The sequence below is a fragment of the Kitasatospora sp. NPDC058965 genome (genome assembly GCF_042741245.1).
Taxonomy (GTDB): Bacteria; Actinomycetota; Actinomycetes; order Streptomycetales; family Streptomycetaceae; genus Kitasatospora.
Window position 1 is genome coordinate 1 of the sequence record NZ_JBHYKG010000110.1, and the last position, 25,532, is coordinate 25,532.

Annotated in this window: 25 protein-coding genes; 17 read left to right on the plus strand and 8 right to left on the minus strand. The window is 74.2% G+C overall.

Going from position 1 to position 25,532, the window contains the following annotated elements; all coding sequences use genetic code 11:
* Positions 1-84: 84 nt before the first annotated feature.
* From ACFW1A_RS19580 to ACFW1A_RS19590, 3 genes are all read right to left on the minus strand, one after another.
* Entirely contained in the window at positions 85-873 is a 789-nt protein-coding gene (locus ACFW1A_RS19580) for an SDR family oxidoreductase (protein WP_380410357.1), read from the minus strand.
* Positions 874-948: 75 nt separating this feature from the next.
* Positions 949-1,524: a TetR/AcrR family transcriptional regulator gene (locus tag ACFW1A_RS19585; RefSeq protein ID WP_380410358.1), complete on the minus strand. Its 576-nt coding sequence runs from the start codon at positions 1,522-1,524 to the stop codon at positions 949-951.
* Between the two features lie 81 nt (positions 1,525-1,605).
* On the minus strand, positions 1,606-2,400 hold the full coding sequence (locus tag ACFW1A_RS19590; protein WP_380410359.1) for a LysR family substrate-binding domain-containing protein: 795 nt from the start codon (positions 2,398-2,400) through the stop codon (positions 1,606-1,608).
* Between the two features lie 57 nt (positions 2,401-2,457).
* Here ACFW1A_RS19590 and ACFW1A_RS19595 point away from each other — a divergent pair, with 57 nt between their 5' ends.
* The 16 genes from ACFW1A_RS19595 (at position 2,458) to ddaH (ending at position 19,220) form a co-directional block, all read left to right on the plus strand.
* Positions 2,458-2,925, plus strand: a complete 468-nt coding sequence (locus ACFW1A_RS19595; RefSeq protein WP_380410360.1) for a DUF5997 family protein — start codon at positions 2,458-2,460, stop codon at positions 2,923-2,925.
* Between the two features lie 148 nt (positions 2,926-3,073).
* Positions 3,074-3,325 carry a hypothetical protein gene (locus tag ACFW1A_RS19600; protein ID WP_380410361.1) on the plus strand — a complete coding sequence of 84 codons (252 nt, stop codon included), beginning with the start codon at positions 3,074-3,076 and terminating at the stop codon, positions 3,323-3,325.
* Positions 3,326-3,440: 115 nt separating this feature from the next.
* Positions 3,441-3,968, plus strand: a complete 528-nt coding sequence (locus ACFW1A_RS19605) for a TerD family protein (RefSeq protein WP_380410362.1) — start codon at positions 3,441-3,443, stop codon at positions 3,966-3,968.
* Between the two features lie 256 nt (positions 3,969-4,224).
* A complete protein-coding gene (locus tag ACFW1A_RS19610) occupies positions 4,225-5,754 on the plus strand; it encodes a class I tRNA ligase family protein (RefSeq protein WP_380410363.1) in 1,530 nt (509 codons plus the stop codon).
* Positions 5,751-6,803 carry an NAD(P)/FAD-dependent oxidoreductase gene (locus tag ACFW1A_RS19615; protein WP_380410364.1) on the plus strand — a complete coding sequence of 351 codons (1,053 nt, stop codon included), beginning with the start codon at positions 5,751-5,753 and terminating at the stop codon, positions 6,801-6,803. The genes ACFW1A_RS19610 and ACFW1A_RS19615 overlap by 4 nt, the downstream gene beginning before the upstream one ends.
* Positions 6,804-6,834: 31 nt before the next feature.
* Entirely contained in the window at positions 6,835-8,145 is a 1,311-nt protein-coding gene (locus ACFW1A_RS19620) for an MFS transporter (protein WP_380410365.1), read from the plus strand.
* Complete coding sequence (locus ACFW1A_RS19625; RefSeq protein WP_380410366.1) at positions 8,142-9,449, plus strand: ATP-grasp domain-containing protein; 1,308 nt, start codon at positions 8,142-8,144, stop codon at positions 9,447-9,449. The genes ACFW1A_RS19620 and ACFW1A_RS19625 overlap by 4 nt, the downstream gene beginning before the upstream one ends.
* On the plus strand, positions 9,446-10,732 hold the full coding sequence (locus ACFW1A_RS19630) for a lysine N(6)-hydroxylase/L-ornithine N(5)-oxygenase family protein (RefSeq protein WP_380410367.1): 1,287 nt from the start codon (positions 9,446-9,448) through the stop codon (positions 10,730-10,732). Before ACFW1A_RS19625 ends, ACFW1A_RS19630 begins: the two co-directional genes overlap by 4 nt.
* Positions 10,733-10,763: 31 nt before the next feature.
* Positions 10,764-12,062, plus strand: a complete 1,299-nt coding sequence (locus ACFW1A_RS19635; protein WP_380410368.1) for an ATP-grasp domain-containing protein — start codon at positions 10,764-10,766, stop codon at positions 12,060-12,062.
* Positions 12,063-12,091: 29 nt separating this feature from the next.
* On the plus strand, positions 12,092-13,285 hold the full coding sequence (locus tag ACFW1A_RS19640; protein ID WP_380410369.1) for an acyl-CoA dehydrogenase family protein: 1,194 nt from the start codon (positions 12,092-12,094) through the stop codon (positions 13,283-13,285).
* Positions 13,286-13,370: 85 nt separating this feature from the next.
* Positions 13,371-15,077: a tryptophan 2-C-methyltransferase gene (gene tsrT / locus ACFW1A_RS19645; protein WP_380410370.1), complete on the plus strand. Its 1,707-nt coding sequence runs from the start codon at positions 13,371-13,373 to the stop codon at positions 15,075-15,077.
* A 24-nt stretch (positions 15,078-15,101) separates the two neighbouring features.
* Entirely contained in the window at positions 15,102-16,121 is a 1,020-nt protein-coding gene (locus ACFW1A_RS19650; RefSeq protein ID WP_380410371.1) for a response regulator, read from the plus strand.
* Between the two features lie 188 nt (positions 16,122-16,309).
* On the plus strand, positions 16,310-16,675 hold the full coding sequence (locus tag ACFW1A_RS19655) for a cupin domain-containing protein (protein WP_380410372.1): 366 nt from the start codon (positions 16,310-16,312) through the stop codon (positions 16,673-16,675).
* Positions 16,672-17,031, plus strand: coding sequence for a hypothetical protein (locus ACFW1A_RS19660; RefSeq protein ID WP_380410373.1), 360 nt, complete (start codon positions 16,672-16,674; stop codon positions 17,029-17,031). The genes ACFW1A_RS19655 and ACFW1A_RS19660 overlap by 4 nt, the downstream gene beginning before the upstream one ends.
* Entirely contained in the window at positions 17,032-18,408 is a 1,377-nt protein-coding gene (locus ACFW1A_RS19665) for an FAD-binding oxidoreductase (RefSeq protein WP_380410374.1), read from the plus strand. It abuts the gene before it with no gap.
* Positions 18,405-19,220, plus strand: coding sequence for a dimethylargininase (gene ddaH / locus ACFW1A_RS19670; protein WP_380410375.1), 816 nt, complete (start codon positions 18,405-18,407; stop codon positions 19,218-19,220). The genes ACFW1A_RS19665 and ddaH overlap by 4 nt, the downstream gene beginning before the upstream one ends.
* Before the next feature lie 8 nt (positions 19,221-19,228).
* Here ddaH and ACFW1A_RS19675 read toward each other — a convergent pair whose 3' ends face one another.
* The 5 genes from ACFW1A_RS19675 to ACFW1A_RS19695 all read right to left on the minus strand — a co-directional run bounded on the left by ACFW1A_RS19675 (position 19,229) and on the right by ACFW1A_RS19695 (position 24,399).
* Positions 19,229-20,155: a Gfo/Idh/MocA family protein gene (locus ACFW1A_RS19675; RefSeq protein ID WP_380410376.1), complete on the minus strand. Its 927-nt coding sequence runs from the start codon at positions 20,153-20,155 to the stop codon at positions 19,229-19,231.
* Between the two features lie 26 nt (positions 20,156-20,181).
* On the minus strand, positions 20,182-21,105 hold the full coding sequence (locus ACFW1A_RS19680) for a LysR substrate-binding domain-containing protein (protein ID WP_380410377.1): 924 nt from the start codon (positions 21,103-21,105) through the stop codon (positions 20,182-20,184).
* Between the two features lie 34 nt (positions 21,106-21,139).
* The gene (locus ACFW1A_RS19685) at positions 21,140-22,321 is read right to left on the minus strand and encodes a glycine C-acetyltransferase (protein WP_380410378.1); all 1,182 of its coding nucleotides are present in this window, start codon (positions 22,319-22,321) and stop codon (positions 21,140-21,142) included.
* A 9-nt stretch (positions 22,322-22,330) separates the two neighbouring features.
* Complete coding sequence (gene tdh / locus ACFW1A_RS19690) at positions 22,331-23,362, minus strand: L-threonine 3-dehydrogenase (RefSeq protein WP_380410379.1); 1,032 nt, start codon at positions 23,360-23,362, stop codon at positions 22,331-22,333.
* Between the two features lie 263 nt (positions 23,363-23,625).
* Complete coding sequence (locus ACFW1A_RS19695; RefSeq protein ID WP_380410380.1) at positions 23,626-24,399, minus strand: enoyl-CoA hydratase/isomerase family protein; 774 nt, start codon at positions 24,397-24,399, stop codon at positions 23,626-23,628.
* Positions 24,400-24,595: 196 nt separating this feature from the next.
* Between ACFW1A_RS19695 and ACFW1A_RS19700 the strand changes: the two genes are divergently transcribed.
* A partial coding sequence (locus ACFW1A_RS19700; protein ID WP_380410381.1) for an MFS transporter occupies positions 24,596-25,532 on the plus strand: 937 nt, incomplete at its 3' end.

Below are 25,532 nucleotides of genomic sequence, written 5' to 3' on the forward strand. Positions count from 1 at the left end.
GGGGCGCCGCCGGGCGCCCCCCCCCCCGGGGGGGGGGCCCCCGCCGCGGTTCCGCGCGGCGCCCGCCGCGCGCCACGGTCCGCGCTACGCCGCGCGCAGGGTTCCGCCGTCGATCACGTGGTCCGCGCCGTGGATGTTCGCCGCCCGGTCCGACAGGAGGAAGGCGACCAGGTCGGCCACCTCCGCCGGTTCGGTGACCCGGCCGGAGGCGATCCCGAACCGGGCGGGGATCCCCTTCAACAGGTCGTCGTGACCGACTCCGAAGGCCTCCGCGACCCTGCCGCCGAAGCCCGCCGGGTCGGTCCACAGCGGGCTCGCCACCACTCCGGGGGAGACCGTGTTCACCCGGACCCCCTGCGGACCGAACTCCTCGCTGAGGCGCTTGGAGAACTGGGTCAGCGCCGCCTTGGCCTCCGCGTACCCGACCGGGGAGCCGGCCGGGACCCGGGCGTTGATCGAGGAGATGTTCACGATCGCGCCCCGCCGCTGCAGGATGCTCGGGAGCGCGGCGCGGGTGGTCCAGACGGCGCTGAACAGGTTGAGGCCGAAGATCGCCTGCCACTGCTCGTCGTCGGCCTCCAGGAAGCCGCCCAGCGAGAGCTTCTCCGGGTCGCCCGCACCGACGTTGTTCAGCAGGAAGTCGATCCCGCCGACTTCCGCGACCGCCCGCTCCACCACCGCCGTCGCGCCCTCACGGGTGCTCAGGTCGGTCGCGACGGCCAGGGCGGCGGCCGAGGCGAGGTCCGGCGAGACCGTGCGGGCCGCGCCCACGACGGTGACCCCTTCCGCGGCGAGGGCCTGTGCGATCGCCAGACCGATGCCACGGCTCGCGCCGGTCACCAGCGCGGTCTTCCCACCCATACCGAGGTCCATCGAAATCCCCTTTCTTGAACTACAGGTCAAAAATCAGGGCACAAAAAAGCCCCCCGCAGAGGGGGCGCGGTCGGCTCAGAGACCGGCCAGGGCGGTCTCGACCACCCGGTGCAGCACCGGACCGTCGAAGCTCGTCGCCATCACCCGCAGGCCGGCGATGGTGTTCATCAGGAACTCGGCCTGCGCCGCGGCGTCCACCTCGCGCGCCACGTCCCCGTCCCGCTGCCCCTGTTCGATCCGCGCGGCGAGCAGCTCGACGGAGCGGTCCACCATCCGGCGCACCGCCCGCATCGCCTCCTCGTCGCGCCCGCCCAGCTCCAGTGCGGTGTTCGCCGCCAGACAGCCGCGCCGCACCGGGGAGTTGAGGTCGTACTCGACCAGGAACAGCAGGTAGGCCCGGATCCGCTCCTTGGCGGTCCCCGACTGGAACAGGAACTCCTCGGTCAGCGCGGAGCCGGTCCTGTCGTACAGGTCGAGCGCCTTGCCGAACAGCTCCCGCTTCGACCCGAACGCGTGGTAGAGGCTCCCCTTCGCCACCCCGGTCGCCTCGGCCAGGTCGGCCGGCGAGGTGCCGGCGTAGCCGTTGGTCCAGAACGCCTCCATCGCCTGCGCGACGACGACGTCCGGTTCGAATCCCCTGGGCCTGCCCATGGGGCCACCGTAGCGATTATTTGACCCATGGGTCAAGAACGGGCGGCACCGCACCTGACGGGGCGTCGGGGACCGCCGCCGCTACCGTGCCCGCCGACCGCCCGGGCGGCCGCGCTTGGCGGGCGCCGCCTTGGCCTGGGCACCCGGGCGCTTCGGCTGCGCCTTGCCCCCCTTGGCCTGCGGCTTCTGCGCCTGCTTCTGCTGCGGCTTCGCCCCCTGCTTGCGCGGCGCGGCGGTCGGCGCCGGCTCCTCCTTGGCCCGCCCGCGCGAGCTGTTCACGGTGCGGCCGCGGACGATCCCGATGAACTCCTCGACCAGGTCGGTGGTCGCCGCCTCCGGCCAGGCCAGCGCGATCTGCGACTGCGGCACGTCGACCAGCGGCCGGAAGGTCAGGTCCTTGCGGTGGTGCAGCCGGGCCAGCGACTGCGGCACCACCAGCAGGCCCACCCCGGCGGCCACCAGCTCGATCGCCCCGGCCGTGGTCGCCGGCCGTTCGTAGGCGGGCAGGCCGGGGCGGTCGGGCCAGTCCAGGGTGTCGTCCAGCGGGTGCCAGAGCACCTCCTCGGCCAGCTCCGCGACGGTGACCTCCTCCAGCGCGGTCAGCAGGTGGTCCTTGGGCACCACGACCACCGTGGTCTCGGTGTAGAGCGGGATCGCGCTCAGCACGGTGCGGTCCACCGGCAGCCGGACCAGCCCGGCGTCCGCCTCCCCGGCCGCCAGCGCGCGGCTGCCGTCGGTCGAGTCGACCTGCACCAGGGTCAGCGGCACGTCGGGCAGGCGCTCGGACCAGACCCGCAGCCACTTGGCCGGGGTCACGCCGGGCACGTACGCCAGCCGGAACGATGCGGTGGAAGGGGTCGCCTGGATATCCGTCACGCCCCAAGGCTACCCACCGTGACCAGGCACTCCGCGCAACCGCTTACCCTGGTGCCCATGACTTCGCACAAGCCCAAGACGACCCAGACGATGAAGCCGGCCACCGCTGCCAAGAAGCTCGGCGTCTACCTCCCGGCCACCCCGGCCGAGTTCCAGGAGGGTGTCGTCTCCCGGGAGGAGCTGAACGCGCTCCAGACCACCCCGCCCGAGTGGCTGGTCGAACTCCGCAAGAACGGCCCGCACCCGCGCCCGGTGGTGGCCGCCAAGCTCGGCGTCTCCGTCTCCGGCCTGGCCCGCGGCGGGGTCACCGAGGCCCTGACCAGCGACCAGATCGAGGAGATCAAGGACGCCGCCCCGGACTGGCTGCGCACCGAGCGCACCATCGCGGGCGAGGTCCGCAACGAGGCCGCCCGGGTGAAGGCGAAGCAGGAGCAGGACGCCAAGCAGGCGGCCCGCGCGGCGACGGCGCCCGCGGCCAAGCCGGCGAAGAGCGCGAAGACGGCCAAGACCGCGAAGCGCAAGTAGCACCCCCCCGGGCCCCCGCGGCCGAAAACCGCTCGCCGCCCGCTCGGCTCCGCGCCGCGCTCGACACCTCGGGACTGCAGGGGGCCGAGCATGGACAGCACCACCACCGTGCGCGCGGTGGGCCGGGGAGAGCGGCAGCACCGGAACGGTGTTCGTGCCGGCCGGGCCCTGGCCGCTGCCGGCCCTCCTCGCCGCGGGTGCGGCCGGCCCTGCGCCCGGGGAGCTGAAGGAAGCGCTCGGGGCCCGGGCCGCCGAGGCCGTCCCCGGCGCCCGCCGGCTGCTCGCCACCCGCCCGGGCGCCACGGCGGCCCTCGGCCCGTGGACCGCCGCGGGCTGGGTGAGCGAGCCGACCCGGTGGCGGCCCAACGCCGAGCGGGACGGGGACGACACCCGGGACTGACCCTCCGGACCCGTGCGCCCGGCACCTGACGCAACGTCAGCGTCCGGCTCCGCCCGTCGCACCGATCTGACACCATGGACGGTCGGTACGCCGACAAGTGGAGGGGGAAGGCGCCGTGAGCAACAGCCTCAACAAGGGCCTGGAGCGCATCGAGGTGGCCCTGTCGTGGGATCCGAACCCGGCGGGCACGCCCGCGCACGACCTGGACCTGATGGCGGCCGTCTACACGGTGGACGACCCGCAGGCCGCACCGGCCTACCTGGTCCACTTCGACAGCCGCTCCCCGGAGGGCACCATCGAGCTCAGCCGGGACAGCCGGGACGGGCGCGGCTTCGGGGTCGACGAGCGGATGACGGTGGAGTTCGACCGGGTCTCCACCCGCTACCACCGGGTGGTGATCGGGGTGGCGGTCCAGCAGCAGTACGGGCGGCTGACCTTCGCCCAGGTGGCCGCGCCCGAGGTGCGGATCCGCGAACACCGGCGCGAGGTGCTGACCGTGGACCTGACCGGATTCGGGCCCGCCACCGCCGCCCGGGTGGCCGACTTCGTGCGCAACGCCTCGGGGGCCTGGGTGCTGCGCGCCGAGGACCGGCGCGGCTTCGACACCGATCCGGCCACTTTCGCGCAGATCATGGGCAGTTGATCCACCGGGCGGCCACCGCCCGAGCTGCCGACCGGCCCGGAGCCGGCCGACCACGAACCGCCCCGGTGCCGCCACGACGGCGCCGGGGCGGTTCCCGTTCGCCTCCACGAATGGAGGCCGATCTTCCCCAACCCTCGGGAAAGCAACCCCTGTCGATCGGGAACCCCTGCTCCCTAGCCTCCAACTACGTCACCTCGGCCGGTGGCTCGCGGCAGGTCCGCCCGCCGCGTCGACACCGAACGGAGGATCCGTCCCGATGGACCGCACCCTGGTGATCGCCCCCGGACCGACGGCCAACGGGGACCTGCACCTCGGCCACCTGGCCGGCCCGTTCCTCAGCGCCGACGTCTGCGCCCGGTACGCGAGGGCCACCGGCCGCGACGTGCTCTTCGGCACCGGGGTGCACTTCACCCAGAACTACATCGTCACCACCGCCCGCCGGCTCGGGGTCGACCCCGAGGAGCTGCGCGAGCGCTCGGGCGCGCAGGTGGAGCAGACCCTCGGCACGCTGGCGATCGAGGCGGACGGCTTCGTCCGGTTCGACCAGCGGTACCGGCTCGCGGTCCAGGACTTCTTCCGGCGGCTCCACAAGCTCGACAAGCTGCGGCTGCGCCCGGTGGCCTTCCCGTACGTGGCGCGGACCGGGGAGTTCCTCACCGACGCCTACGTGCGCGGCGGTTGCCCGGTCTGCCTGGCGGTCGGCTGCGCGGGGCTGTGCGAGACCTGCGGGCACTGGATCGCCTCCGGCGACCTGATCGACCCGCGCTCCACGCTGGACCCGGACGACGAGGTGGAGCTGCGCGAGACTCCCGTCCTGGTGCTGCCGCTGGAGGAGCACCGGGCCGAGCTGACCGCCTACTTCGCCTCGCTGACCGCCACCATGCGACCCAGACTGGCGCAACTGGTCGAGGAGTTGCTGGCCGAGCCGCTGCCGGACTACCCGATCACGCTGCCCATCTCCTGGGGCATCCCGGCGCCGTTCCCCGAGGTGGCCGACCAGGTGATCTACTCCGACGCGGAGACCATCGCCTGGAGCATGCACGGCTCCGCGCTGGCCGCCGAACTGCGCGGCGAGCAGCCGGGCGAGGAGCTCTGGTCGGCCGCGGCGGCGCCCGCGGTGGTCTACTTCTTCGGCTCCGACGCCAGCTTCGCCTTCGCGGTGGTGGGCGTGGCGATGCTGCTCGCGCTGGGGGGCTACGCGCTGCCGGCGCACTTCGTCACCAACGAGTTCTACGAGTTGGAGAACGAGAAGTTCTCCAGCAGCCGGGGCCACGTGGTGACGGGGCGTCAACTCGCCGCCGAGGTGCCGCGCGACCTGATCCGGTTCTACCTGGCCGCCACCGCCCCGGACTTCCAGCGGACCAACTTCACCCGCGAGGCGATGGACCGGGTGACCGGCGAGCGGCTGGTCCGGCCGTGGAACCGGGTGGCGGCGAAGGCCGAGCAGTGGGCGGGCGGCGGCCCGCTGCCGGTCTCGGCGCACTCCCGGGCCGCCGGGCAGCTGCTGCTGGACCGGTTCGCGGCCGCCTTCGAGCCGCGCCGGTTCAGCCTGACGGCGGCGGCCTTCACCCTCACCGAGCAGCTGGCCCGGCTGGACCAGTGGGAGGTCACGCCGGAGCGGGCGGGCGACTTCTGCCACGAGCTGGACCTGCTGCTGCGCTGCGCGGCGCCGCTGCTGGTGGACCTGGCGGCGGCCGGCCTGCCGGACGCGACGGTGCCGTCCGCCGCGCTGGCCACCGAGGTGGTGCCGCGCGTGCTGCCCCGGCTGGCCGGGGCCGACCTGTGACGGCAGTGCGGGTGGTGGTGGTCGGCGCGGGCGTCGTCGGGCTGCTGACCGCCCTGGAGTGCGCGCTGGCGGGCCACCGGGTGACCGTACTGGACCGCGGGCCGATCCCCAACCCGGCCGCCAGCTCGGCCGACCAGCACCGGGCGCTGCGCACCCTGGTGGTCGGCAACCCGGCGGCCACCCGGCGGCTGGTCCGGGCGGAGCGGCGCTGGCGGGAGCTGGAGCGGCTGCTCGGCACCCCGTTCTACCGCCGGGTCGGCGTGGTGACCGCCTGGCCCGCCGAACGGGTCGAGGCGGTGCTGCGCAGCGCCGCGGCCGCCGGGCTGCCGGTGGCGCCGGTCGGACCGGGCGAGTTGGCGCCGCTGGGTCTGCCGCCCGGCAGCACGGGTCTGCGCGAGCAGGCGGCCGGGGTGCTGCTGGCCCGCCGGGTGCTGCGGGCGCTGGCCGGCCGGCTGGCCGGGCACCCGGCGGTGACCCTGCGGCCGCGCACGGCGGTGACCGCGGTCCGGCCCGCGGACGGCCTGCTGGAGACCGCCGGCGGCGAGCGGATCGGCGGCGACCTGGTGCTGCTGGCGGCCGGGCCGTGGACCCGCGAGCTGGTCGCCGAGCCGGTGCTGCTGCACCGCCAGACGGTGGTCTACCTGCGCCCGCCGGCCCGGCTGGCCCGCTGGTGGCACGGGGTGGGCGCGGTCGGCGGGCTGGGCCGGGACGGGCGCGGCTGGGCGCTGCCGCCGGTCGGCGGCACGCTGCTCAAGGTCTCCTCCCACACGCTCTGCCGCGAGGTGGCCGGGACCGGGCTGGCCGGTGAGGACCAGGCCGGCTGGGCCGAGCGGCTGGTCGGCGAGGGCCTGCTGCGCGAGGCGGGCGAGTACGCGGTGGTCGGCGTCCGCGCCTGCCACTACACCAGCGACGCGGGCACCGGCGGTGCCCGGCTGACCCGGCTGGGACCGGGCCTGTGGGCCCGTTCGGCCTGCGGCGGCAGCGGGTTCGCGGCGGCGCCGCTGGTCGCCGACCGGATCGTGCGGGCCGCGGCGGAGGCCGCGGCATGACCCTGAGCATCGAGCGAGCGGAGGCACCGGCATGACCGAGGAACCCCCCGTCAGCGTGCGGGACACGCTGCGGGCCACCCCCGCCACCGTGCGGTACCTGCTGACCGGCGTGCTGGTCAACCAGCTCGCCGCCTTCGTGCAGACCTTCCTGGTGCTCTACCTGACGCACCGCGGGCTCTCGTTGAGCCTGGCCGGCCTCTGCCTGGGCGCCTACAGCCTGGGCACCGTGTTCGGCACGGTGCTGGGCGGCGAGCTGACCACGCGGCTGGGTCCCCGGGGCACCATCGTGCTCGCGATGGCCGGCTCGGCCCCGCTGGTGGCGGTGCTCCCCTGGGTGAGTCGGCCGGGGCTGCTCTGGCTGCTGCTGCTCGTGGTGGCGGCCGCCGGGCTGCTGGCCCAGGCCTACCGCCCGGCCGCCGCCGTCCTGTTGAGCGACCTGATGCCCGAGCGGTTCCAGGTGATGGCCTTCTCGATGATGCGGATCGCCCTCAACACCGGCGCCGCGCTGGCCCCGCTGATCGCCGCCGCGGTGATCCTGGCCGACTGGAACCTGCTGTTCTGGGTGGACGCGGCCACCACGCTGGTCTACGCGGCGCTCGCCCTCGCCCTGCTCCCCGGCCGCACCGCCCCGGCGGCGGCAGCGGACGCCCCGGACGCGCCCGGGGCCCCGGCGGACGACGCACCGGTCCCGGCCGTCTCCGGCCGGGCCGCCTACGCCGCGATGCTGCGCGACCGGCGCTACCTCGCCTACCTGCTCTCGGTGCTGCTCGGCACCGTCACCTACGTGCAGTCCTCGGTCTCGCTGCCGCTGGAGATCGTCCACGACCGCTACCCGACCGGCCTGTACAGCGCGGTGCTGGTGCTCTCCTCGGTGGTGCTGATCACCTGCGAGCTGAAGATCACCAGCTACATCGTCCGGCTGCCCACCCACCGCGCCGTGGTGACCGGGCACCTGGTCAACGCGGCGGGCCTGGCGGTGTACGCGCTGGCCGTGCACTCGGCCGCGATCGTGCTGCTCGGCGCACTGCTCGCGATCAGCGGGCTGATGATCGCCGGACCCAGCATGTTCGCCCACCCGGCGAGCTTCCCCGCCGCGCTGAAGGCCCGTTACCTGAGCACCATGCAGGCGGTGGCCGGCCTGGCGATGGCGCTCGGCCCGCTGTTCGGCGTCTACGCCTGGCACGGCCTGGGCAGCGGCTTCTGGCTGCTGTGCGGCGCGGTCACCGTGGTGGCCGGGCTGCTGGCGATGTACGGACTCGACCGGGCGGCGGAGCAGCCCCCGGTCCCCTCGGTGGACGCCGGCGCGCAGCGCGAGGCGGACGTGATCGGAGGCACCGCATGACCCCGCACCGCCCGGCCGCCGGGCCGGTCCTGATCGTCGGCTTCGTCGGGCTGACCGTGCCCGCCATCGGCCGCTTCCAGGGCCCCGGCTCGGTGGTCTACGTCGAGGAGCCGGACGTCCTGCGCAAGCGCCACGTGCACCAGCTGGTCGAGGACGTCCCGTTCGTCCGCGAGGTGATCGGCTGGGAGTACCAGCTCCCGGGTCGGGCCGACGAGTTCTACCACGCGCACCCCGGCCTCGACCCGGTCGCGGTGATCCCGGCGATCGAGTACGCCACCCCGTTCGCGGCCCGGCTGGCCGAGCGCTACGGGCTGCCGGGCGCGGGCCTGGGCGCGGCGCTGCTGCTCCGGGACAAGTCGCTGCTGCGGCTGGTCACGGCCGCCGCCGGGATCCCCAACCCGGCCAGTGCCCGGGTGCACGGACCGGACGAGGTGCGGGAGTTCATGGCGCGCCACACCGGCCCGGTGGTGCTCAAGCCGACGAACCGTCAGGCCTCGGTCGGCGTCCGGGTGATCCGGCACCCGGACGAGGTCGAGGCGGCCTGGGCCGGCTGCCTGGTCCAGGACGAGGGCGTCTTCGTCCCGGACCGGCCGATGGAACTGGCGATGCTGGCGGAGCAGTTCGTCGCGGGCGAGGAGTTCAGCGTCGAGCTGCTGGTGCGCGACGGCAGCACCCTGTTCGCCAACGTCACCGGCAAGCAGCTCTACCCGGGCCCGTTCCCGGTGGAGCGCTCGCACGCGGTGCCGGCCGACCTGCCGCCCGCCGCGGCCGCCGAGCTGGTCGCCGCCACCGAGCGGGTGGTGCTCGCCACCGGGTTCGCCACCGGCGTGCTGCACTGCGAGTGGATCGTCGCCGACGGCGTGCCCCACCTGGTGGAGTGCGCGGGCCGGATGCCCGGCGACGCCATTCCGGACCTGATCGAGGTCGCCTACCCGGTCGAGCTGTTCCGCGACTACTTCGCGGTGATGTGCGACGAGGACCCGCCGCCGCTGCCGCGCACCGCGGCCGGCGGCGCGGCGGTGCGCTTCCTGGCCGCCGAGGGCGGCGCGGCCGGGCAGGTCGAGTCCATCACCGGCATCGAGGCGGCGCAGGCCGCCGAAGGCGTGCTGCAGGCCGTCTGCGGGGTGGCCAAGGGCCACCGGTTCGGCGGCCTGCGCAACTCCTGGGACCGCGCGGGCATCGTGATGACCCGCGCCGGGACCGCCGCCGAGGCGCTGCGGCTGGCCGAGGCCGCCGCCGCGCTGGTGCGCATCGAGGTGGGCGCCCAGGCGCCCGACACCACTGCTACCGAGGAGGAATCGTGACCCACCGCGAGGTCGGGGTACTGGCGATCGGAGCGGGGCCGGCCAATCTGGCCCTCGCGGTGGCGATCGAGGAGAGCGGTGCCCCCGAACTGGCCGACTCCACCCTGCTGCTGGAGCGGGCGCCGGAGATCAGCTGGCAGCGCGAGCTGCTGCTGCCCTGGGCCCGCAGCCAGGTGTCCTTCCTCAAGGACCTGGCCACCCTGCGCAACCCGCGCAGCCGGTTCTCCTTCCTCAGCTTCCTGCACGCGCAGGGCCGGCTGGACGAGTTCATCAACCTCGGCACCTTCCACCCGTTCCGCTGGGAGATCTCCGACTACCTGCGCTGGGTGGCCGGGGAGCTGGAGCGGGTCGAGGTGCGCTGCGGCGCCGAGGCGGTGCGGATCGACCCGCTGCGCGAACCGGCCGACCAGGGCCCGCGCGGCTGGCTGGTGACGCTGGCCGACGGGGACACCGTCGCCTGCCGCGACCTGGTGGTCGGCGCCGGCCGCGACGCGCACGTACCCGCCGTCTTCGCCGACCTGCCGGCGGACCGGGTGGTGCACTCCTCCCGGTTCCGCAGCCGGGTCGCCGAGCTGGCCGGCGAGCCGCCGCGGCGCGCGGTGGTGGTCGGCGGGGCGCAGAGCGCGGCGGAGATGTTCTACGCCCTGCACGAGCAGCTGCCGGACGCGCACCTGACCATGCTGGTCCGCTCGATCGGCCTGCAGAACTACCAGACCAGCAAGTTCGTCAACGAGCTCTTCTTCCCGTCCTTCGTGGACGAGTTCTTCGACAGCCCGGCCGAGCTGCGGGCCCAGGTGCTGGACGAGATGCGGCTGACCAACTACGCGGGCCTGGCCCCGCCGTTCCTGGACGAGCTGTACCTGATGCTCTACCAGCAGCGCCGCCGCGGGAACCCGCGCTCGGAGGTGCTGGCGCTCACCGAGGTGACGGCGGCCCGGGTCGCGGACGGCGAGGTGGTGCTCGACCTGCGCGACCGCCGCACCGGCAAGGTCGCCCCGCTCGCCTGCGACGTGGTGCTGCTGGGCACCGGCTACGACAGCCGGATGCCCGCGATGGTCCGCGACCTGGCCGACCGGACCGGGCTGGCGGAGCTGGCCGTCTCCCGCAACTACCGCCTGGAGCTGGGTGGTCCGAGCCACGGCGCGGTCTACCTGCAGGGCGTCAACGAGGCCACCCACGGCATCGCGGACTCGCTGATCAGCGTGCTGGCCGCCCGCGCCCAGGAGATCACCACCGACCTGCTGGCCCGCCGCGGCGCCGAGCAGCCGGCCGCCGTCCGGTGAGCCGGGCACCGCAGAGCGAAGGGGAACAGCCATGACGGCCGCCAAGGGGACGCTGCTGGTGATCGGCAGCGGACTGAAGGTGTACCGCGAGTACCTGGTGGCGCCGATCCACCGCCGGGCCCGGGCCGCCGGGTTGGAGCTGGTGCTGCTGAACAACCTCCGACCCACCTGGCAGCGCGAGTACTTCGACGAGATCGTGGTCGCCAACGTCTTCGACTCCGAGGTGATGGGCGCCGCGGCCCGCGAGATCGCCGGCCGCCGCCACCTGGTCGGCCTGCTCTGCTGGGACGAGCCGCTGGTGCTGGACGCGGGCCTGCTGGCCGCCGAGTTCGGGGTGCCGGGCCTGTCGGCGCGCGGGGTGCGCGGCTGCCGGGACAAGGAGCTGACCCGGGCCGAGCTGACCCGGGCCGGCCTGCACCAGCCGGGCTTCGAGCTGACCACCACGGTGGCGCAGGCCCGGGCGGCGGCCGAGCGGATCGGCTACCCGGTGGTGCTCAAGCCGCGCGCGATGGGCGCCAGCATCGGCGTGGTGTTCGCCGCCGACGCCGGCGAGCTGGACGCGGCCTTCGCCACCGCGCTGTCGGCCAGCGAGGTCGACCCGGGCCCGTACCGGGCCAGCGCGATCGTGGAGGAGTACGCGCCGGGCCCGGAGGTCAGCATCGACGGCGCCGTGCACAAGGGCGAGTACCTGCCGCTCTTCGTGGCCCGCAAGTACAGCAGCGACCAGCCGTACTTCGAGGAGGTCGGCCACGTCGTGGACGGCGCCGACCCGCTGCTGGCGGACCAGGAGCTGCTCGACGTGCTGGCCCGGGCCCACCGGGCGCTCGGCATCGAGGACGGGGTCACCCACAGCGAGGTCCGGCTGACCGACCGCGGGCCGCTGGTGATCGAGGTGAACGGGCGCCTGGGCGGCGACCTGATCCCGTTCCTGGGCCGGATAGCCACCGGCATCGAGCCCGGCGAGGTGCTCTTCGACGTGGCGGTGGGTCAGCGCCCCGAGACGGCGGCACAGCACCGCTCGGTGGCCGGCATCCGGTTCAACTACCCCGACCGGGACTGCCGGCTGCGCGCGGTGACCCTGCCGGAGCAGGCCCCCGGGCTGGTCGCGGCGGCCCCGATGGCCGAGCCGGGCACGGTGCTGCGGCTGCCCCCGGGCGGCTACCTGGCCCGGCACTCCTTCGTGGTCTGCGCGGCCGACTCCGTGCCGGACTGCCTGGACCGGCTGGACACCGCGGCCGGCCTGGTCCGGCTGGACGCCGACCCGATCGGCCCGCCGGACCCCGACGCGCCGTTCGCGATGCCGGCCGGCCTGTTGGACGTGGACGAATGACCCAGTCGACCCGACCGGAGGGAACCACCGTGAGCAGCACCGACACGGCAGACAGCGCAGCCGGCCTGCTGGCCCGGGCCGAGGCCCTGGCGCCGGTGCTGCGGGAGTGGGCGCCGAAGACCGAGGAGGCCCGCCGGCTCCCCGACGAGGTGCTGGAACTGCTGCGCGGCACCGGGGTGTTCCGGATGAGCACCAGTCGCGAGTGGGGCGGCCCGGAGCTGACCTCGATGGAGCAGACCAGGGTGGTCGAGGCGCTGGCGTACGGCGACGCCTCCCCCGCCTGGTGCGCGATGATCGGCTCCAACACCGGCCTGTACCGCAACTTCCTGGACCCGGCGGTGGCCAAGGAGATGTTCGACCGGCCGGACATGATCAGCGCCGGCTTCCTGCCGCCGGCCGGCCGCGCCGATCGGGTCCCGGGCGGCTACCGGCTCAGCGGCCGCTGGTCCTTCGGCAGCGGGATCACCCACTGCGACTGGGTCACCTCGGGCGCCTTCGTCTTCGAGGACGGCGAGCCGTACGCCAGCCCGGACGGCAGCAACCCGCACGAGTCGCGGCAGTTCATGGTGCCCCGGGCCCAGGTCGAGCTGATCGACAACTGGCACACCACCGGCCTGCGCGGCACCGGCAGCTGCGACTACACGATCACCGACGTGTTCGTCCCCGCGGAGCGGGCCTACACCTTCGACGTGGTGCACGGCCGGCGCAGCCCGCTCACCCAGCCCGACACCTTCCTGCGGGCGCTGTGCGGGGTGCCGCTCGGGGTGACCCGGGCCGCGCTGGACCACGCCCGGCAGACCGTGCTGGACCGGGTGGACCGGCGCACCGGCACCTCCTGGGCGGACGGCTTCCGCGCCCGGGTCACGCTGGCCGAGTGCGAGGCCGAGTTCAACGCCGCCCGCCACGGGGTGTACGGCGCGATGACCCGCCAGTGGGAGGTGCTGGCCGCCGGCGGCACGCTGGACGACCTGGACCCGGTGGAGCGGGCCGCCTCGCCGCTGGCCTGGCTGCACGCGTTCCGCACCTCGCGCAAGGTGGTCAACCGGCTCTACGACCTGCTGCAGACCTGGTCGATCAACACGTCCTCGCCGATGGACCGCTGGCTGCGCGACACCGCCACCATGTGCCAGAACCTCTCCGCCCAGGACGCCGTCCTGGAGTCGGTCGGCGCCTACCTGCTGGGCGGCCGACCGGCCTTCGGGATCACCCTCGGGATCATCTGACGCCCCGCGCCCGCGGCTGTGCCCCTCCCCCGGCCCTCCCCCGGCCCGTCCCATCCCCGCCCTGGACCCGCAGAGGACCTCACCGATGACCGAACACCTTGTCACGCTGGTCAACCCGAACAAGGTGCACCCGCCGATCGCGCCCTACGCACTGGACGTCCTGACCACGGCGCTGGAGCGCGCCGGGTTCACCGTGGACGTGCTGGACCTGACCTTCCGCAGACAGGAGTGGCAGGGCTGCCTGGACGCGTACTTCGCGACCCGGCGCCCGCTGCTGGTCGGGGTCACCGTGCGCAACACCGACACCGTGTACGCCTTCGAACAGCGCCCGTTCGTGGGCGAGCACAAGGAGATCATCGACGCCGTGCGGCGGCTCACGCCGGCCCCGATCGTGGCCGGCGGGATCGGCTTCTCCACCATGCCGTTCGCCCTGGTCGACTACTTCGGGATCGACTACGGGGTCAAGGGACCGGGCGAGCTGATCATCTGTCAGCTGGCCGCGGCACTGGCGGCCGGGCAGGACCCGGCCACCGTGCCCGGACTGATCCGCAACACCGCCGAGGGCGTCCTGCGGGTGCCCCCGGCGGTGCTCGGCGCCGCTCCCGCGCACCCCACCGGGCAGTTCGAGCCGCGCGACTGGCAGGTGGACGGCGCGCTGAGCTACCGGCGCCGCTCCGGCCTGCCCGACAAGGTCGACAACCTGCGCTACTACCAGCGCGGCGGGATGGCCGGCATCCTCACCAAGAACGGCTGCACCTACCGCTGTTCGCACTGCGTGGAGCCGGACGCCAAGGGCATCCGGTTCGCCCGGCGCGAGGTGGCCGCCGTGGTGGACGAGATGGAGTCGCTCACCGACCAGGGCATCCTCGACCTGCACACCACCGACAGCGAGTTCAACCTCTCGATCGCGCACGCCAAGCGGCTGCTGAGCGAGGTGGTGCGCCGCAAGCGGGCCGATCCGGCGAGCTCGCTGCACCAGCTGCGGCTCTGGGTGTACTGCCAGCCCAGCCCGTTCGACGAGGAGTTCGCCGCCCTGCTGGCCGAGGCCGGCTGCCGCGGCGTCAACGTCGGCTCGGACCACATCCGCCCCGACCTGCTGGCCGGCTGGAAGGTCACCGAGAAGGGCTCCACCTACTACGACTTCGCCGACACCGAACGGCTGGTGCGGCTCTGCCGCGAGCACGGCATCCTCACCATGGTCGAGGCGCTGTTCGGCATGCCGGGCGAGACCCCGGAGTCGATGCGCGCCTGCGTGGACGCCTTCATGGCCCTGGACGCGACCGTGACCGGCTTCTCGCTGGGCCTGCGGCTCTTCCCGTACACCCCGATGGGCATCGCGATGGCCGAGGAGTGCGCGGGGGTGCGCACCGTCGCCGGCCTGCAGTCCAACACCGCCACCGGACCGATCGTGCTCAAGCCGCTCGCGATGTGCAGCGGACCGGTCGAGTACGAGCGGCAGTTCATGTTCGACGAGCACGGCGAGTTCCGACTGGTCTGCTACTTCTCCCCCGCCCTGCTGCCGGATCCGGCGGCCGCGGCGGACCCGACGCTGCGCTGGAGCCACCCGGTCGAGCTGCTCTGGGGGGCGATCGACCCCGAGGACCACCACCGGGTGATGCTGCCCACCCTGGCCGGGATCAGCGAGCACGACAACAACTACGCCGACAACCCGTTCCTGACCAGCCTGGCCGGCCTCGGCTACACCGGGGCGTTCTGGTCCCACTGGCGCGGCCGGGAGGAGATCATGCGCAAGGCCCGCGAGGCCGGCCTGGTCGCCGCCGCCGACGGCTGAGCACATCCGACGGGATCCGCAACGATGCGCCCGTTCACCGGACTTGCCTGCTGCGCATACTGCCCGATTTCCCGCTGCCCCGAGCATGCCATCCCCTTGCCCACATGTTGGAACTACCACCATCATGGCTCCGACACCGCCGATCACGACGCCGTGATCCGGGGCTGCGGCACCGAGTCGACCTTTGGCCACCGGACCAATTCCAGCCCCGCCGGATCGCCCGTCGGTGAACGGCCAAGCTCGGGGGCACGATTCGCTTTTGGGGGGCGGATGCACAGAACAGCGAGTGCCACCGGATTAGTTCGCCAGAACTCCGGATTCCCGGACCGGGAGCGCGAGCAACCGGGCCATCAGGACGAGCGGGAATTCGGGTCCCCGGTCGACACCGTCGCCGTGCCCACCGTGCTGCTCGCGGACTCCCAACCCGCGATCCGGCACGGTGTGCGGGCCATCCTGGAAAGGTCGGGTGGAATATCGGTGGTGGGCGAAGCGGCGACCCTGGGCGAGGTGCTCGCCGAGACCTCCCGCTGCCGCCCGGACGTGCTGGTGGTCGACCCGCTGATGGACGAGCCGACCGACGGCATGCAGGTGATCACCCAGGTGCTGCGGCTCACCCCGAGCCTGGGCGTGCTGGTGTTCAGCTCGGCCGAGGACGACAAGGCCGTCACCGCCGCGTTCCACGCCGGGGCCCGCGGCTACCTGGCCAAACGGGCCGACGCCGGCCAGATCCTGCGCGGCATCCACGCGGTGGCGGCCGGCGAGGCGATCGTCGACCGGTACATCGCCGGCCGGCTCAGCGCGCTGATCCGCACCGCGGCCGGGCAGCGCTACTACCCCTTTCCGCAACTCACCCACCGGGAACGGGAAGTCCTGGAACGCATTGCCGCGGGCAAGTCCAATGCCAACATCGCCCGGGAACTCGCGCTCGCCTCCAAGACCATCAGCAATCGCATCTCCGCCATCTTCGGAAAGCTCGGCGTGGCCGACCGCGCGCAGGCCATCGTGCTGGCCCGCGACGCCGGCCTGGGCCAGGGCGAGTTCTGACACCTCTTCCGCCACCGCGCCGCCGGGAAAGCACCACCGCCCGGCGGCGCGGCCGTTTTCCCGCCCGGTCGGGAAGACTTCCCCTGTCGAACGGGCAACTGCGGTTCCTAGCCTGGTGCCAGTCGAAAAGCCGGGCAACGCACCCTGTCGATCGGAGCGGAACCTTGAGCCACCAGGTGAATGCCGACGTGACCATTCGCCACCGGGAACCGGAGCAACTGGAGCGGGCCCACGGGCTGGACCTGCGGTTGCTGCACCCCTGGGCCGACCTGAGCACCCCGTTCCGCGGCGCCTGGTGCGTGCTGCGCCCCGGGGACGTGACCGAACAGCACTCCCACCGCGAGCGCGAGCTCTTCGTCTGCATGGCCGGGCGCGGCGTCCTGGCCACCGCCGGCGAGCGGCACGACCTGGCGGCCGGCGACCTGGCGCTGATGCGGGCCGGGGTCGACCACTGGATCACCAACGAGCACGACGAGGACTTCGTCTACTACGCGATCTGGTGGGACCGGGTGATGGCCGCGGAGTACCTCGACGAGCCGGGGCGGGCCCGGTGACCGGGGACCCGGCGATCGACTACGAGGGCCGCCGGTTCCACGCCCCCGACGGCGACCACGACACCGTCGCCGTCTTCCACCAGCAGGGCGACCTGGTCTGGGCCGAGGTGGCCGGCGGGGCGGTCCGGCGGGGCTTCACCGCCGGCACCCGCCGCCCGGACGGCAGCCTGGCGATGGGCTACACCATCGTCTTCGCCTCCGGCGAGGTGGTCTGCGGGCACTCGGTGAACACCCCCGAACTCACCGCCGACGGCCGGATCCGGCTCTCCGAGGCCTGGCAGCGCTACGGGCCGCACGCCGCCACCGGCACCTCCCGCATCGAAGAGCTCCCCCACCAGGACTGGGACGTGAACTGAGTGAACCCGACCTCCGAGGCCCACTGGCAGCGCCTGGAGCGCAGCACGACCGGCCGCCTGCTGCACCCCGGGCAGCCCGGCTTCACCGCCGCCACCGCCCCGTTCAACCAGCGCTGGTCCGCCACCGTCCCCGCCCGGGTGCTCTGCGCGGCGGACGTCGCCGACGTGCGGCGCGCGGTGGCCTGGGCCGCCGACACCGGCACCCCGATCGTGCCGCGCGGCGGGGGCCACGGCTACGCCGGACAGGGTGTCACCACCGGTCTGGTGGTGGACCTGCGCGCCCTCGACGCGGTCACCGTCGACCCCGCGAGCGGGCTGGTGAGCACCGCCGGCGGCGCCCTGATGGCGGGCGTCCACGCCGCCCTGCAGCCGCACGACCTGGCCTTCCCGCTCGGCAACGGGAACGGCGTCGGGATCGCCGGCCTGGCGCTGGGCGGCGGCTCGGCGGCCGTCTCGCGCAAGCTCGGCCTGACCGCCGACGCGATGGTCAGCACCACCCTGGTGACCGCCGACGGCGAGCTGGTGACCTGCGACGCCCGGCAGCACCCGGACCTGTTCTGGGCCTGCCGCGGCGGTGGCGGCGGCAACTTCGGCATCAACGTCTCCTTCACCTTCCAGGCGGTCCCGGTGGTGGACTCCGCCACCTGCCTGCTGCTCTGGCACGGCGAACAGGCCCCGGAGGTCTTCGAGGTACTGCAGGAGGTGATGCGCAAGGCGCCGGAGGAGTGCTCGATCCGACTGGGCGTCAGCGTCGGCGCGGACGGCCGGGCGACCGTCTCGGCCGTCGGCCAGCACCTGGGCCCGGCGGCCGACCTGCGCGAGCTGCTGGCCCCGGTGCTGGCCGCGGCCGACCCGTTCCGCCAGGAGATCGCCGACCGGACGTACTGGGAGGCCAAGGACTACCTGGCGCACGAGACCTCGGGCGGCGCCTTCGCCTGCCGCACCCACTTCGCCACGGAGCCGCTGCCGCCGGACGCGGTCGCCGCGGCGCTGGCCCAGCTGGCCCGCCGCCCCGCCACCGGCAACCCGGACGGCGCCGGGCTCGCCCTGTTCGGCTGGGGCGGCGCGATCAACCGGGTGGCCCCCGCCGACACCGCCTTCGTGCACCGGCACGCCCAGTACCTGGTCAGCCTGGACACCTCGTGGACCGAGCAGGACCCGCCCGCGGCCGTCCGGGCCAACCTGGACTGGCTCGCCGAGCTGGACGCCGTGGTCGCCCCGCACACCGCCGAGGGCGCCTACCTGAACTTCGCCGACCCGGACCTCGCCGACTGGCGGACCGCCTACTACGGCGCCAACTACCCGCGCCTGCTGGAGGTCAAGCGGCGGGTCGACCCGGCCGGCCTGTTCCGCCACGCCCAGGGGATCGGCTCGTGACCGCCGGGCGCGCCGCGCGGCCGCGGCACTACCTGATGTGCCGTCCCAGCCACTTCACCGTCGACTACTCGATCAACCCCTGGATGGACCCGGCCAAGCCCACCGACACCGGGCTCGCCGTCGCCCAGTGGAAGCAACTGCACGCGCTGTTCCTGGAGCTGGGCCACACCGTGGAGCTGCTGGACCCGCTGCCCGGGCTGCCGGACATGGTCTTCGCCGCCAACGGCGCCACCGTGGTGGACGGCCGCGCGCTGGTCGCCCGGTTCCGCCACCCGCAGCGCACCGGCGAGGCCGCCGCCTACCTGGACTGGTTCCGCGCGCACGGCTACCCGGTGGTGCGGCAGGCGTCGTTCAGCAACGAGGGCGAGGGCGACTACCTGGTGGTCGGCGAGCGGATCCTGGCCGGCACCGGGTTCCGCACCGACCGGCGCGCGCACGCGGAGGCCGCCGAGGTGCTGGGCCGCCCGGTGGTCACCCTGGAGCTGGTGGACCCGCGCTACTACCACCTGGACACCGCGCTGGCCGTGCTCAGCGAGACCGAGATCATGTACTACCCGGCGGCGTTCTCGGCCGCGAGCCGCACGGTGCTGCGGCAGCTCTACCCCGACGCGGTGCTGGCCGGCGCCGAGGACGCGGTGGTCTTCGGGCTCAACGCGGTCAGCGACGGCCGCCACGTGGTGCTGCCGGAGGCCGCCGTCCGGCTCGCCGACACGCTGCGCGGGCGCGGCTTCGTCCCGATCGGCGTGGACGTCACCGAGCTGCTCAAGGCCGGCGGCAGCGTCAAGTGCTGCACCCTGGAGCTGCGCGACTGACCGGGGCGCTACTCGCCGATCCGCCGCACGATCTCCTCGCACAGCTCGTGGGTGGTCAGCGCGTCGCGCGCCGACTGCGTCCGTCCGGTGCGCACCGCGTCCAGGAACGCGGTGACGCACTGTTCGATCCCGCGCTGACGGGCCACCGGGACCCAGTCCCCGCGCCGCCGCACGGTGGGCTGGCCCCGGTGGTCGACCACCTCGGCCAGGTTGAGCACCTGGCGCTTGGAGTCGCCGCCGGAGACCTCCAGCACCTCCTCGGTGGCGCCGGAGACCCGGTTCATCAGGCCGAGCGCGGTGAAGCCCGCCCCGCCCAGGGTGAGCACCACGTGCTCGACCAGGCCGTCCCTGGTCCGCGCCCGCACGTCCACCAGGTCGACCTCGCCGGGCACCAGGAAGCGCAGCGTGTCCACCACGTGGATGAAGTCGTCGTAGACCAGGGTGCGGGCCCGCTCGGGCAGTCCCTCGCGGTTCTTCTGCAGCACGATCAGGTCGCGCGGGCGCTCCTTGGCCTGCACGTAGCCGGGCGCGTGGCGGCGGTTGAAGCCGACCACCAGCGAGCGCCCGGTGGCCTCGGCCAGCTCGACCAGCCGGACGGCGCCGGCCAGGGTGTAGTCCAGCGGCTTGTCCACGTACACGTCGACGCCCGCGGTGAGCAGCTGCTCGACGATCGGGAGGTGCTGCTCGGTGGCCGCGTGCACGAAAGCGGCCCGGACGCCGCTGCCGATCAGCTCGCCCAGGTCGGTGAACCGGGCATCCGGGGCGATCCGGTGCGCGTCGCCGATCCGGTCCAGCTTGGCCCGGTCCCGGGTCATCAGCCGCAGGTCCAGGCCGGGCAGCGCGGTGACCACCGGCAGGTAGGCCTTCTGCGCGATGTCGCCGAGCCCGATCACCCCGACCGGGAGCGCCGCGGTGGGATCAGGGATCTTGGTCATGGTGCACACCCTAGGGCCGTGCGGGTCTAGCGGGCGAGCTGGGCCGCCGCCGCGCGCAGCGCGTCCAGCACCGGGCGGATCAGCGGGTGCTGCTCGGCGCCGCCGCGCACCGCGGCGAAGACCTTGCGGGTGGCCAGCTCGCTGTCCACCGCGCGGACCGCGACCCGGGACAGGTCCACCCCGCTGAGCGCGGAGCGCGGCACCAGGGCGACCCCGGCGCCGGCCGAGGCGAGCGCCACCACGGCCCGGAAGTCGTCGGAGGAGTGCACGAGTTGCGGCGCGAAGCCGGCGTGCTCGCAGGCCAGCAGCACCACGTCGTGGCAGGGGTTGCCCGGGTACGGGCCGATCCACGGCTCGGCGGCCAGCTCGGCCACCGCCACCGGTCCGGCCCCGGCCGGCGCTGCGGCCAGGCGGTGGTGCAGCGGCAGGACGGCCTCGAACGGCTCGGCGTAGAGCGGGAACCGGACCAGCCGCTGGTCGTCGGCGCGCGGGGCGCCGCGGTACTCCACGGCCACCGCCAGGTCGGCCTGCCCGTCCAGCACCATCGGCACGCTGGCGTCGCCCTCGGCGTCCAGCACCTTGAGCCGCACGCCGGGTGCGGAGTCGGCCAGCACCCCTATCGCGGGGGCCAGCACCTGGGTGATGCCGGTGGCGAAGGCGGCCACCGTCACCTGGCCGTGGGCGCCGGTGGCGTACGCGGCCAGGTCGGCCTCGGCCCGCTCCAGCTGGGCCAGCACCGCGTCGGCGTGGCCGACCAGGATCTCGCCGGCGGCGGTCAGCCGCACCCCGCGCCCGTCCCGCGCCAGCAGCGCGTGCCCGGTCTCCTGCTCCAGCGCGGCCAGCTGCTGGGAGACGGCGGAGGGGGTGAGGTAGAGCGCTGCGGCCGCGGCGGTCACCGTCCGGTGGTCCGCCACGGCGCGCAGCGTCCGCAGGCGTCTGGCGTCGATCACGGGGCAATTCTGCCAGGACCGGCGTCCGGGCCGGTCAGGCCTCCAGGGCGGCCCGGGCGTCCACGAAGGCGGCGACCGCGCGGCGCACGTCCGCCTCCGAGTGGGCGGCCGACAGCTGGACCCGGATCCGGGCCTGGCCGTGCGGCACCACGGGGTAGGAGAAGCCGATCACGTACACACCGCGCTCCAGCAGCAGCTCGGCCAGCCGGCCGGCCCTGGCCGCGTCGCCGATCATCACCGGGGCGATCGGGTGGTCGCCGGGCAGGATCTCGAAGCCGGCCGCGGTCATCTCGGCGCGGAAGAGCGCCGTGTTGGCCGCCAGCCGCTCGCGCAGCTCGTGCGAGGTCTCGATCAGGTCGAGCACGGTCAGCGAGGCGGCCGCGATCACCGGGGCGAGCGAGTTGGAGAACAGGTAGGGGCGCGAGCGCTGGCGCAGCAGCGCCACGATCTCCGCCCGGGCCGCGACGTAGCCGCCGGAGGCGCCGCCGAGCGCCTTGCCCAGGGTGCCGGTGATGATGTCGACCCGGTCCATCACGCCGTGCAGCTCGGGCGTGCCGCGCCCGCCGGCGCCGACGAAGCCGACCGCGTGCGAGTCGTCCACCATGACCATGGCGTCGTACCGGTCGGCCAGGTCGCAGATCTCGCGCAGCGGGGCGACGTAGCCGTCCATCGAGAAGACGCCGTCGGTGACGATCAGTCGGCGGCGGGCGTCCTGGCTCTCCTTCAGGCGCTGCTCCAGCTCGGCCATGTCGCGGTTGGCGTACCGGTGGCGGGCGGCCTTGCTGAGCCGGATGCCGTCGATGATGCTGGCGTGGTTGAGCGCGTCCGAGATCACCGCGTCGCGCTCGTCCAGCAGGGTCTCGAAGACACCGCCGTTGGCGTCGAAGCAGGAGGAGTAGAGGATGGTGTCCTCCTGGCCCAGGAAGGACGAGAGCCGCTGCTCCAGCTCCTTGTGCACGTCCTGGGTGCCGCAGATGAAGCGGACCGAGGCCATCCCGTAGCCCCAGCGGTCCAGCGCGTCCTTGGCCGCGGCGACCACCGCGGGGTGGTCGGCCAGGCCCAGGTAGTTGTTGGCGCAGAAGTTGAGCACCTCGCCGCCGGGGACCGTGACGGTGGCGCTCTGCGGGGACCCGATCACCCGCTCCGGCTTGAAGAGGCCGGCCTCGCGGATCTCGTCGAGGGTGGTGCGGATGTCGTCGCGGACGGAGTCGAACACTTCAGGCTCCTAGAGAGTGGACCAGTCGAGGATGATCTTGCCGCAGCGGCCACCGGCCGCCTCGTCGAACGCGGCCTCGAAGTCGGTGGCGGAGTACCGGCCGGTGATCACCGGGCTGAGGTCCAGGCCGCCCTCCAGCAGCACCGACATCGCGTACCAGGTCTCGAACATCTCGCGGCCGTAGATGCCCTTGAGCGTGATCATCGAGGTGACGACCTTCGCCCAGTCGATCGGGAACTCCTCGGCGGGCAGCCCGAGCATGGCGATCCGGCCGCCGTGGGTCATGTTGTCGATCATCGAGCGCAGCGCCTCGGGGCGGCCGGACATCTCCAGGCCGACGTCGAAGCCCTCGCGCAGGCCGAGCTTCTGCTGGCCCTCCTCGATGGTGTGCTCGGAGACGTCCAGCGCCAGCGAGACGCCCACGTGCCGGGCCAGCTCCAGCCGGTACGGGCTGACGTCGGTGATCATCACGTGCCGGGCGCCGGCGTGCTTGGCCACCGCGGCGGCCATGATGCCGATCGGGCCCGCGCCGGTGACCAGCACGTCCTCGCCGACCAGCGGGAAGGAGAGCGCGGTGTGCACCGCGTTGCCGAACGGGTCGAAGATCGCGGCCACGTCCAGGTCGACCGGCACCCGGTGCACCCAGACGTTGGAGGCCGGCAGCGCCACGTACTCGGCGAACGCGCCGTCGCGGTTGACGCCCAGGCCGACGGTGTTGGGGCACAGGTGGCGGCGGCCGGCCAGGCAGTTGCGGCACTTGCCGCAGACCAGGTGGCCCTCGCCGCTGACCAGGTCGCCGATGGTGATGTCCGCGACCGCCGGGCCGAGCGCGACGACCTCGCCGACGAACTCGTGACCGATCGTCAGCGGCGTCCGGATGGTCTGCTGCGCCCAGCCGTCCCACTTGCGGATGTGCAGGTCGGTACCGCAGATGCCGGTGCGCAGCACCTTGATCAGGACGTCGGCCGGGCCGATCTCCGGCTCCGGGACCTCGGTCAGCCACAGTCCGGGCTCGGCGTGCTTCTTGACCAGTGCCTTCACGGCTGGGGCTCCTGACGGGCGGGTGCGCGGGCGAGGGTGGGCCCGGCAACGGCGCCATTCCGCGGCCGGGCAGGAAGCAATCTGCCTGGTGGGAGGGGGTGCGGTCCATCGAGGTTTGCTTAACGGCCGCCACAGCAGGGCTTCACGATGGTGCCCGAGCTGGGGGTGCGGGAGCCGCGCACCATGCCGGGGACCACCCGTTCGGGGGAGGGTGTGGCAGGTCGCCGGGGTGGCCGCCGCCGCGCGGCCACCCCGGCACCGCACTACGCGAACTTGGCCTTGCCCGGGCCGTCCTCGACGAAGCTGCGCATCCCGGTCTCGCGGTCCTCGGTGGCGAACAGCCCCGCGAACAGCTGGCGCTCGATCGCCAACCCGGTGTCCAGGTCGGCCTCCAGCCCGCGGTCCACCGCCTCCTTGGCCGCGCGCAGCGCCCAGGCCGGACCGGCGGCCAGCTTGCCGGCCCACTCCAGCGCGGCGGCGTACACGTCCTCGGCCGGGACCACCTGGTCCACCAGGCCGATCCGCAGCGCCTCGTCCGCCTTGACCATGCGGCCGGTGAAGATCAGCTCCTTGGCCTTGGCCGGGCCGACCAGCCGGGCCAGCCGCTGGGTGCCGCCGGCCCCCGGGATCAGGCCGAGCAGGATCTCCGGCTGGCCCAGCTTGGCGTTCTCGGCCGCGATCCGGATGTCCGCGCAGAGCGCCAGCTCGCACCCGCCGCCGAGCGCGTACCCGGTCACCGCGGCCACCACCGGCTTGGGGATCCGGGCCACCGCGGTGAACGCGTCCTGCAGCGCCCCGCCGCGGGCCACCATGTCGGTGTAGGACATGCGCTGCATCTCCTTGATGTCCGCGCCCGCCGCGAACACCTTCTCGCCGCCGTAGACCACCACGGCCCGCACGTCGGTCCGGGCGGCGGCCTCGTCGGCCACCTCCCGCAGCTGGTCCTGCATCGCGATGTCCAGCGCGTTCATCGGGGGCCGGGCCAGTCGGATGGTGCCGACGGCGTCCGCGACCTCCAGGGTGACGAACCGGGTCATGGGGGGAGCCTCCAGGGACGGGGTTAACGGTCGTAAACACTGACCCTAGCGCGGCCCCGCCTGATAGCGTCAGGGCATGTTCCTCTCCCGTGCGTAGGACTCCCGGCGACCGCACCCCCTGATGGGCTCCCCCTGACGGCGGCGGTGCGGTCCTTCGGCGTCCCTTGCCCGCACGACGTTCTCCGAGGAACCCACGATGACCCCGCCCCACGCGCTGCGGCGCGTCCCCGGCCTGCTCCCCCTCTTCCTGACCGCGCTGGTCGCCCGGCTCAGCTACGGCACGGTCTCCCTCTCCATGGTCCTGACGGTCCGCCACACCACCGGCTCCTACGCGGCGGTGGGCGCGGTGCTGGCCCTGTTCGGGCTGACCGCCGCCGCCCTGGGCCCGGTGCGGGCCGGGCTGGTCGAGCGGCACGGCGTGCGCCGGGTGCTGCCGCCGCTGGCCGTCCTCTACTGCGCCGGACTGGCCGTCCTCGCCTGCGCCGGGCCGCGCTGGCTGCCGGTCGCGGCCGCCCTGACCGGCGCCGTCGCGCCCCCGGTCGGTCCGGTGGTCCGCGCCCGGTGGAGCGAACTGCTCGGCTCCGGACCGCTGCTGGAGCGGGCGTTCAGCGTGGACGCGGTCGCGGAGGAACTCCTGTACGTGGCCGGTCCGCTGCTGGTGGCGCTGGTGGGCGCCGGCGGCGGGCTGCTGCTCACCGGGGTGCTGCTCGGCACCGGGGTGGCCGGGCTGGCCGCGCTCAGCCCGGAGCCCGGGCGGCCCGGCACCGCGCGGGGCAGCGTGCCCGGACGCGTCCCGGGGATCGGGCGTCCGGTGCTGGTGGCGGGCGCGGCCGGACTGGCGCTGGGCGCGGTGTCGGTCCTGCTGGTGGCCGTGGCGGCGGGCTCGGGCGCGCTGCCCTGGCTGGAGGCGGCGCTGGCCGCGGGCAGCGCCGCGGGCGGACTGGCGCACGGGGCGGTGCGCTGGCGCGCCACCGCCGGGGCCCGGTTGACCGTGGCCGGCGCCGGGCTGGGCCTCGGGGTCGCCGCCCTCGGCTGCGCGCCGGACCTGGGCTGGCTGTTGGCGGGGGTGGCGTTCCTCGGGGTGTTCGTCAGTCCGGGGCTGGCCGGCGCGTCCGTGGGCGCCGACCGGCGCG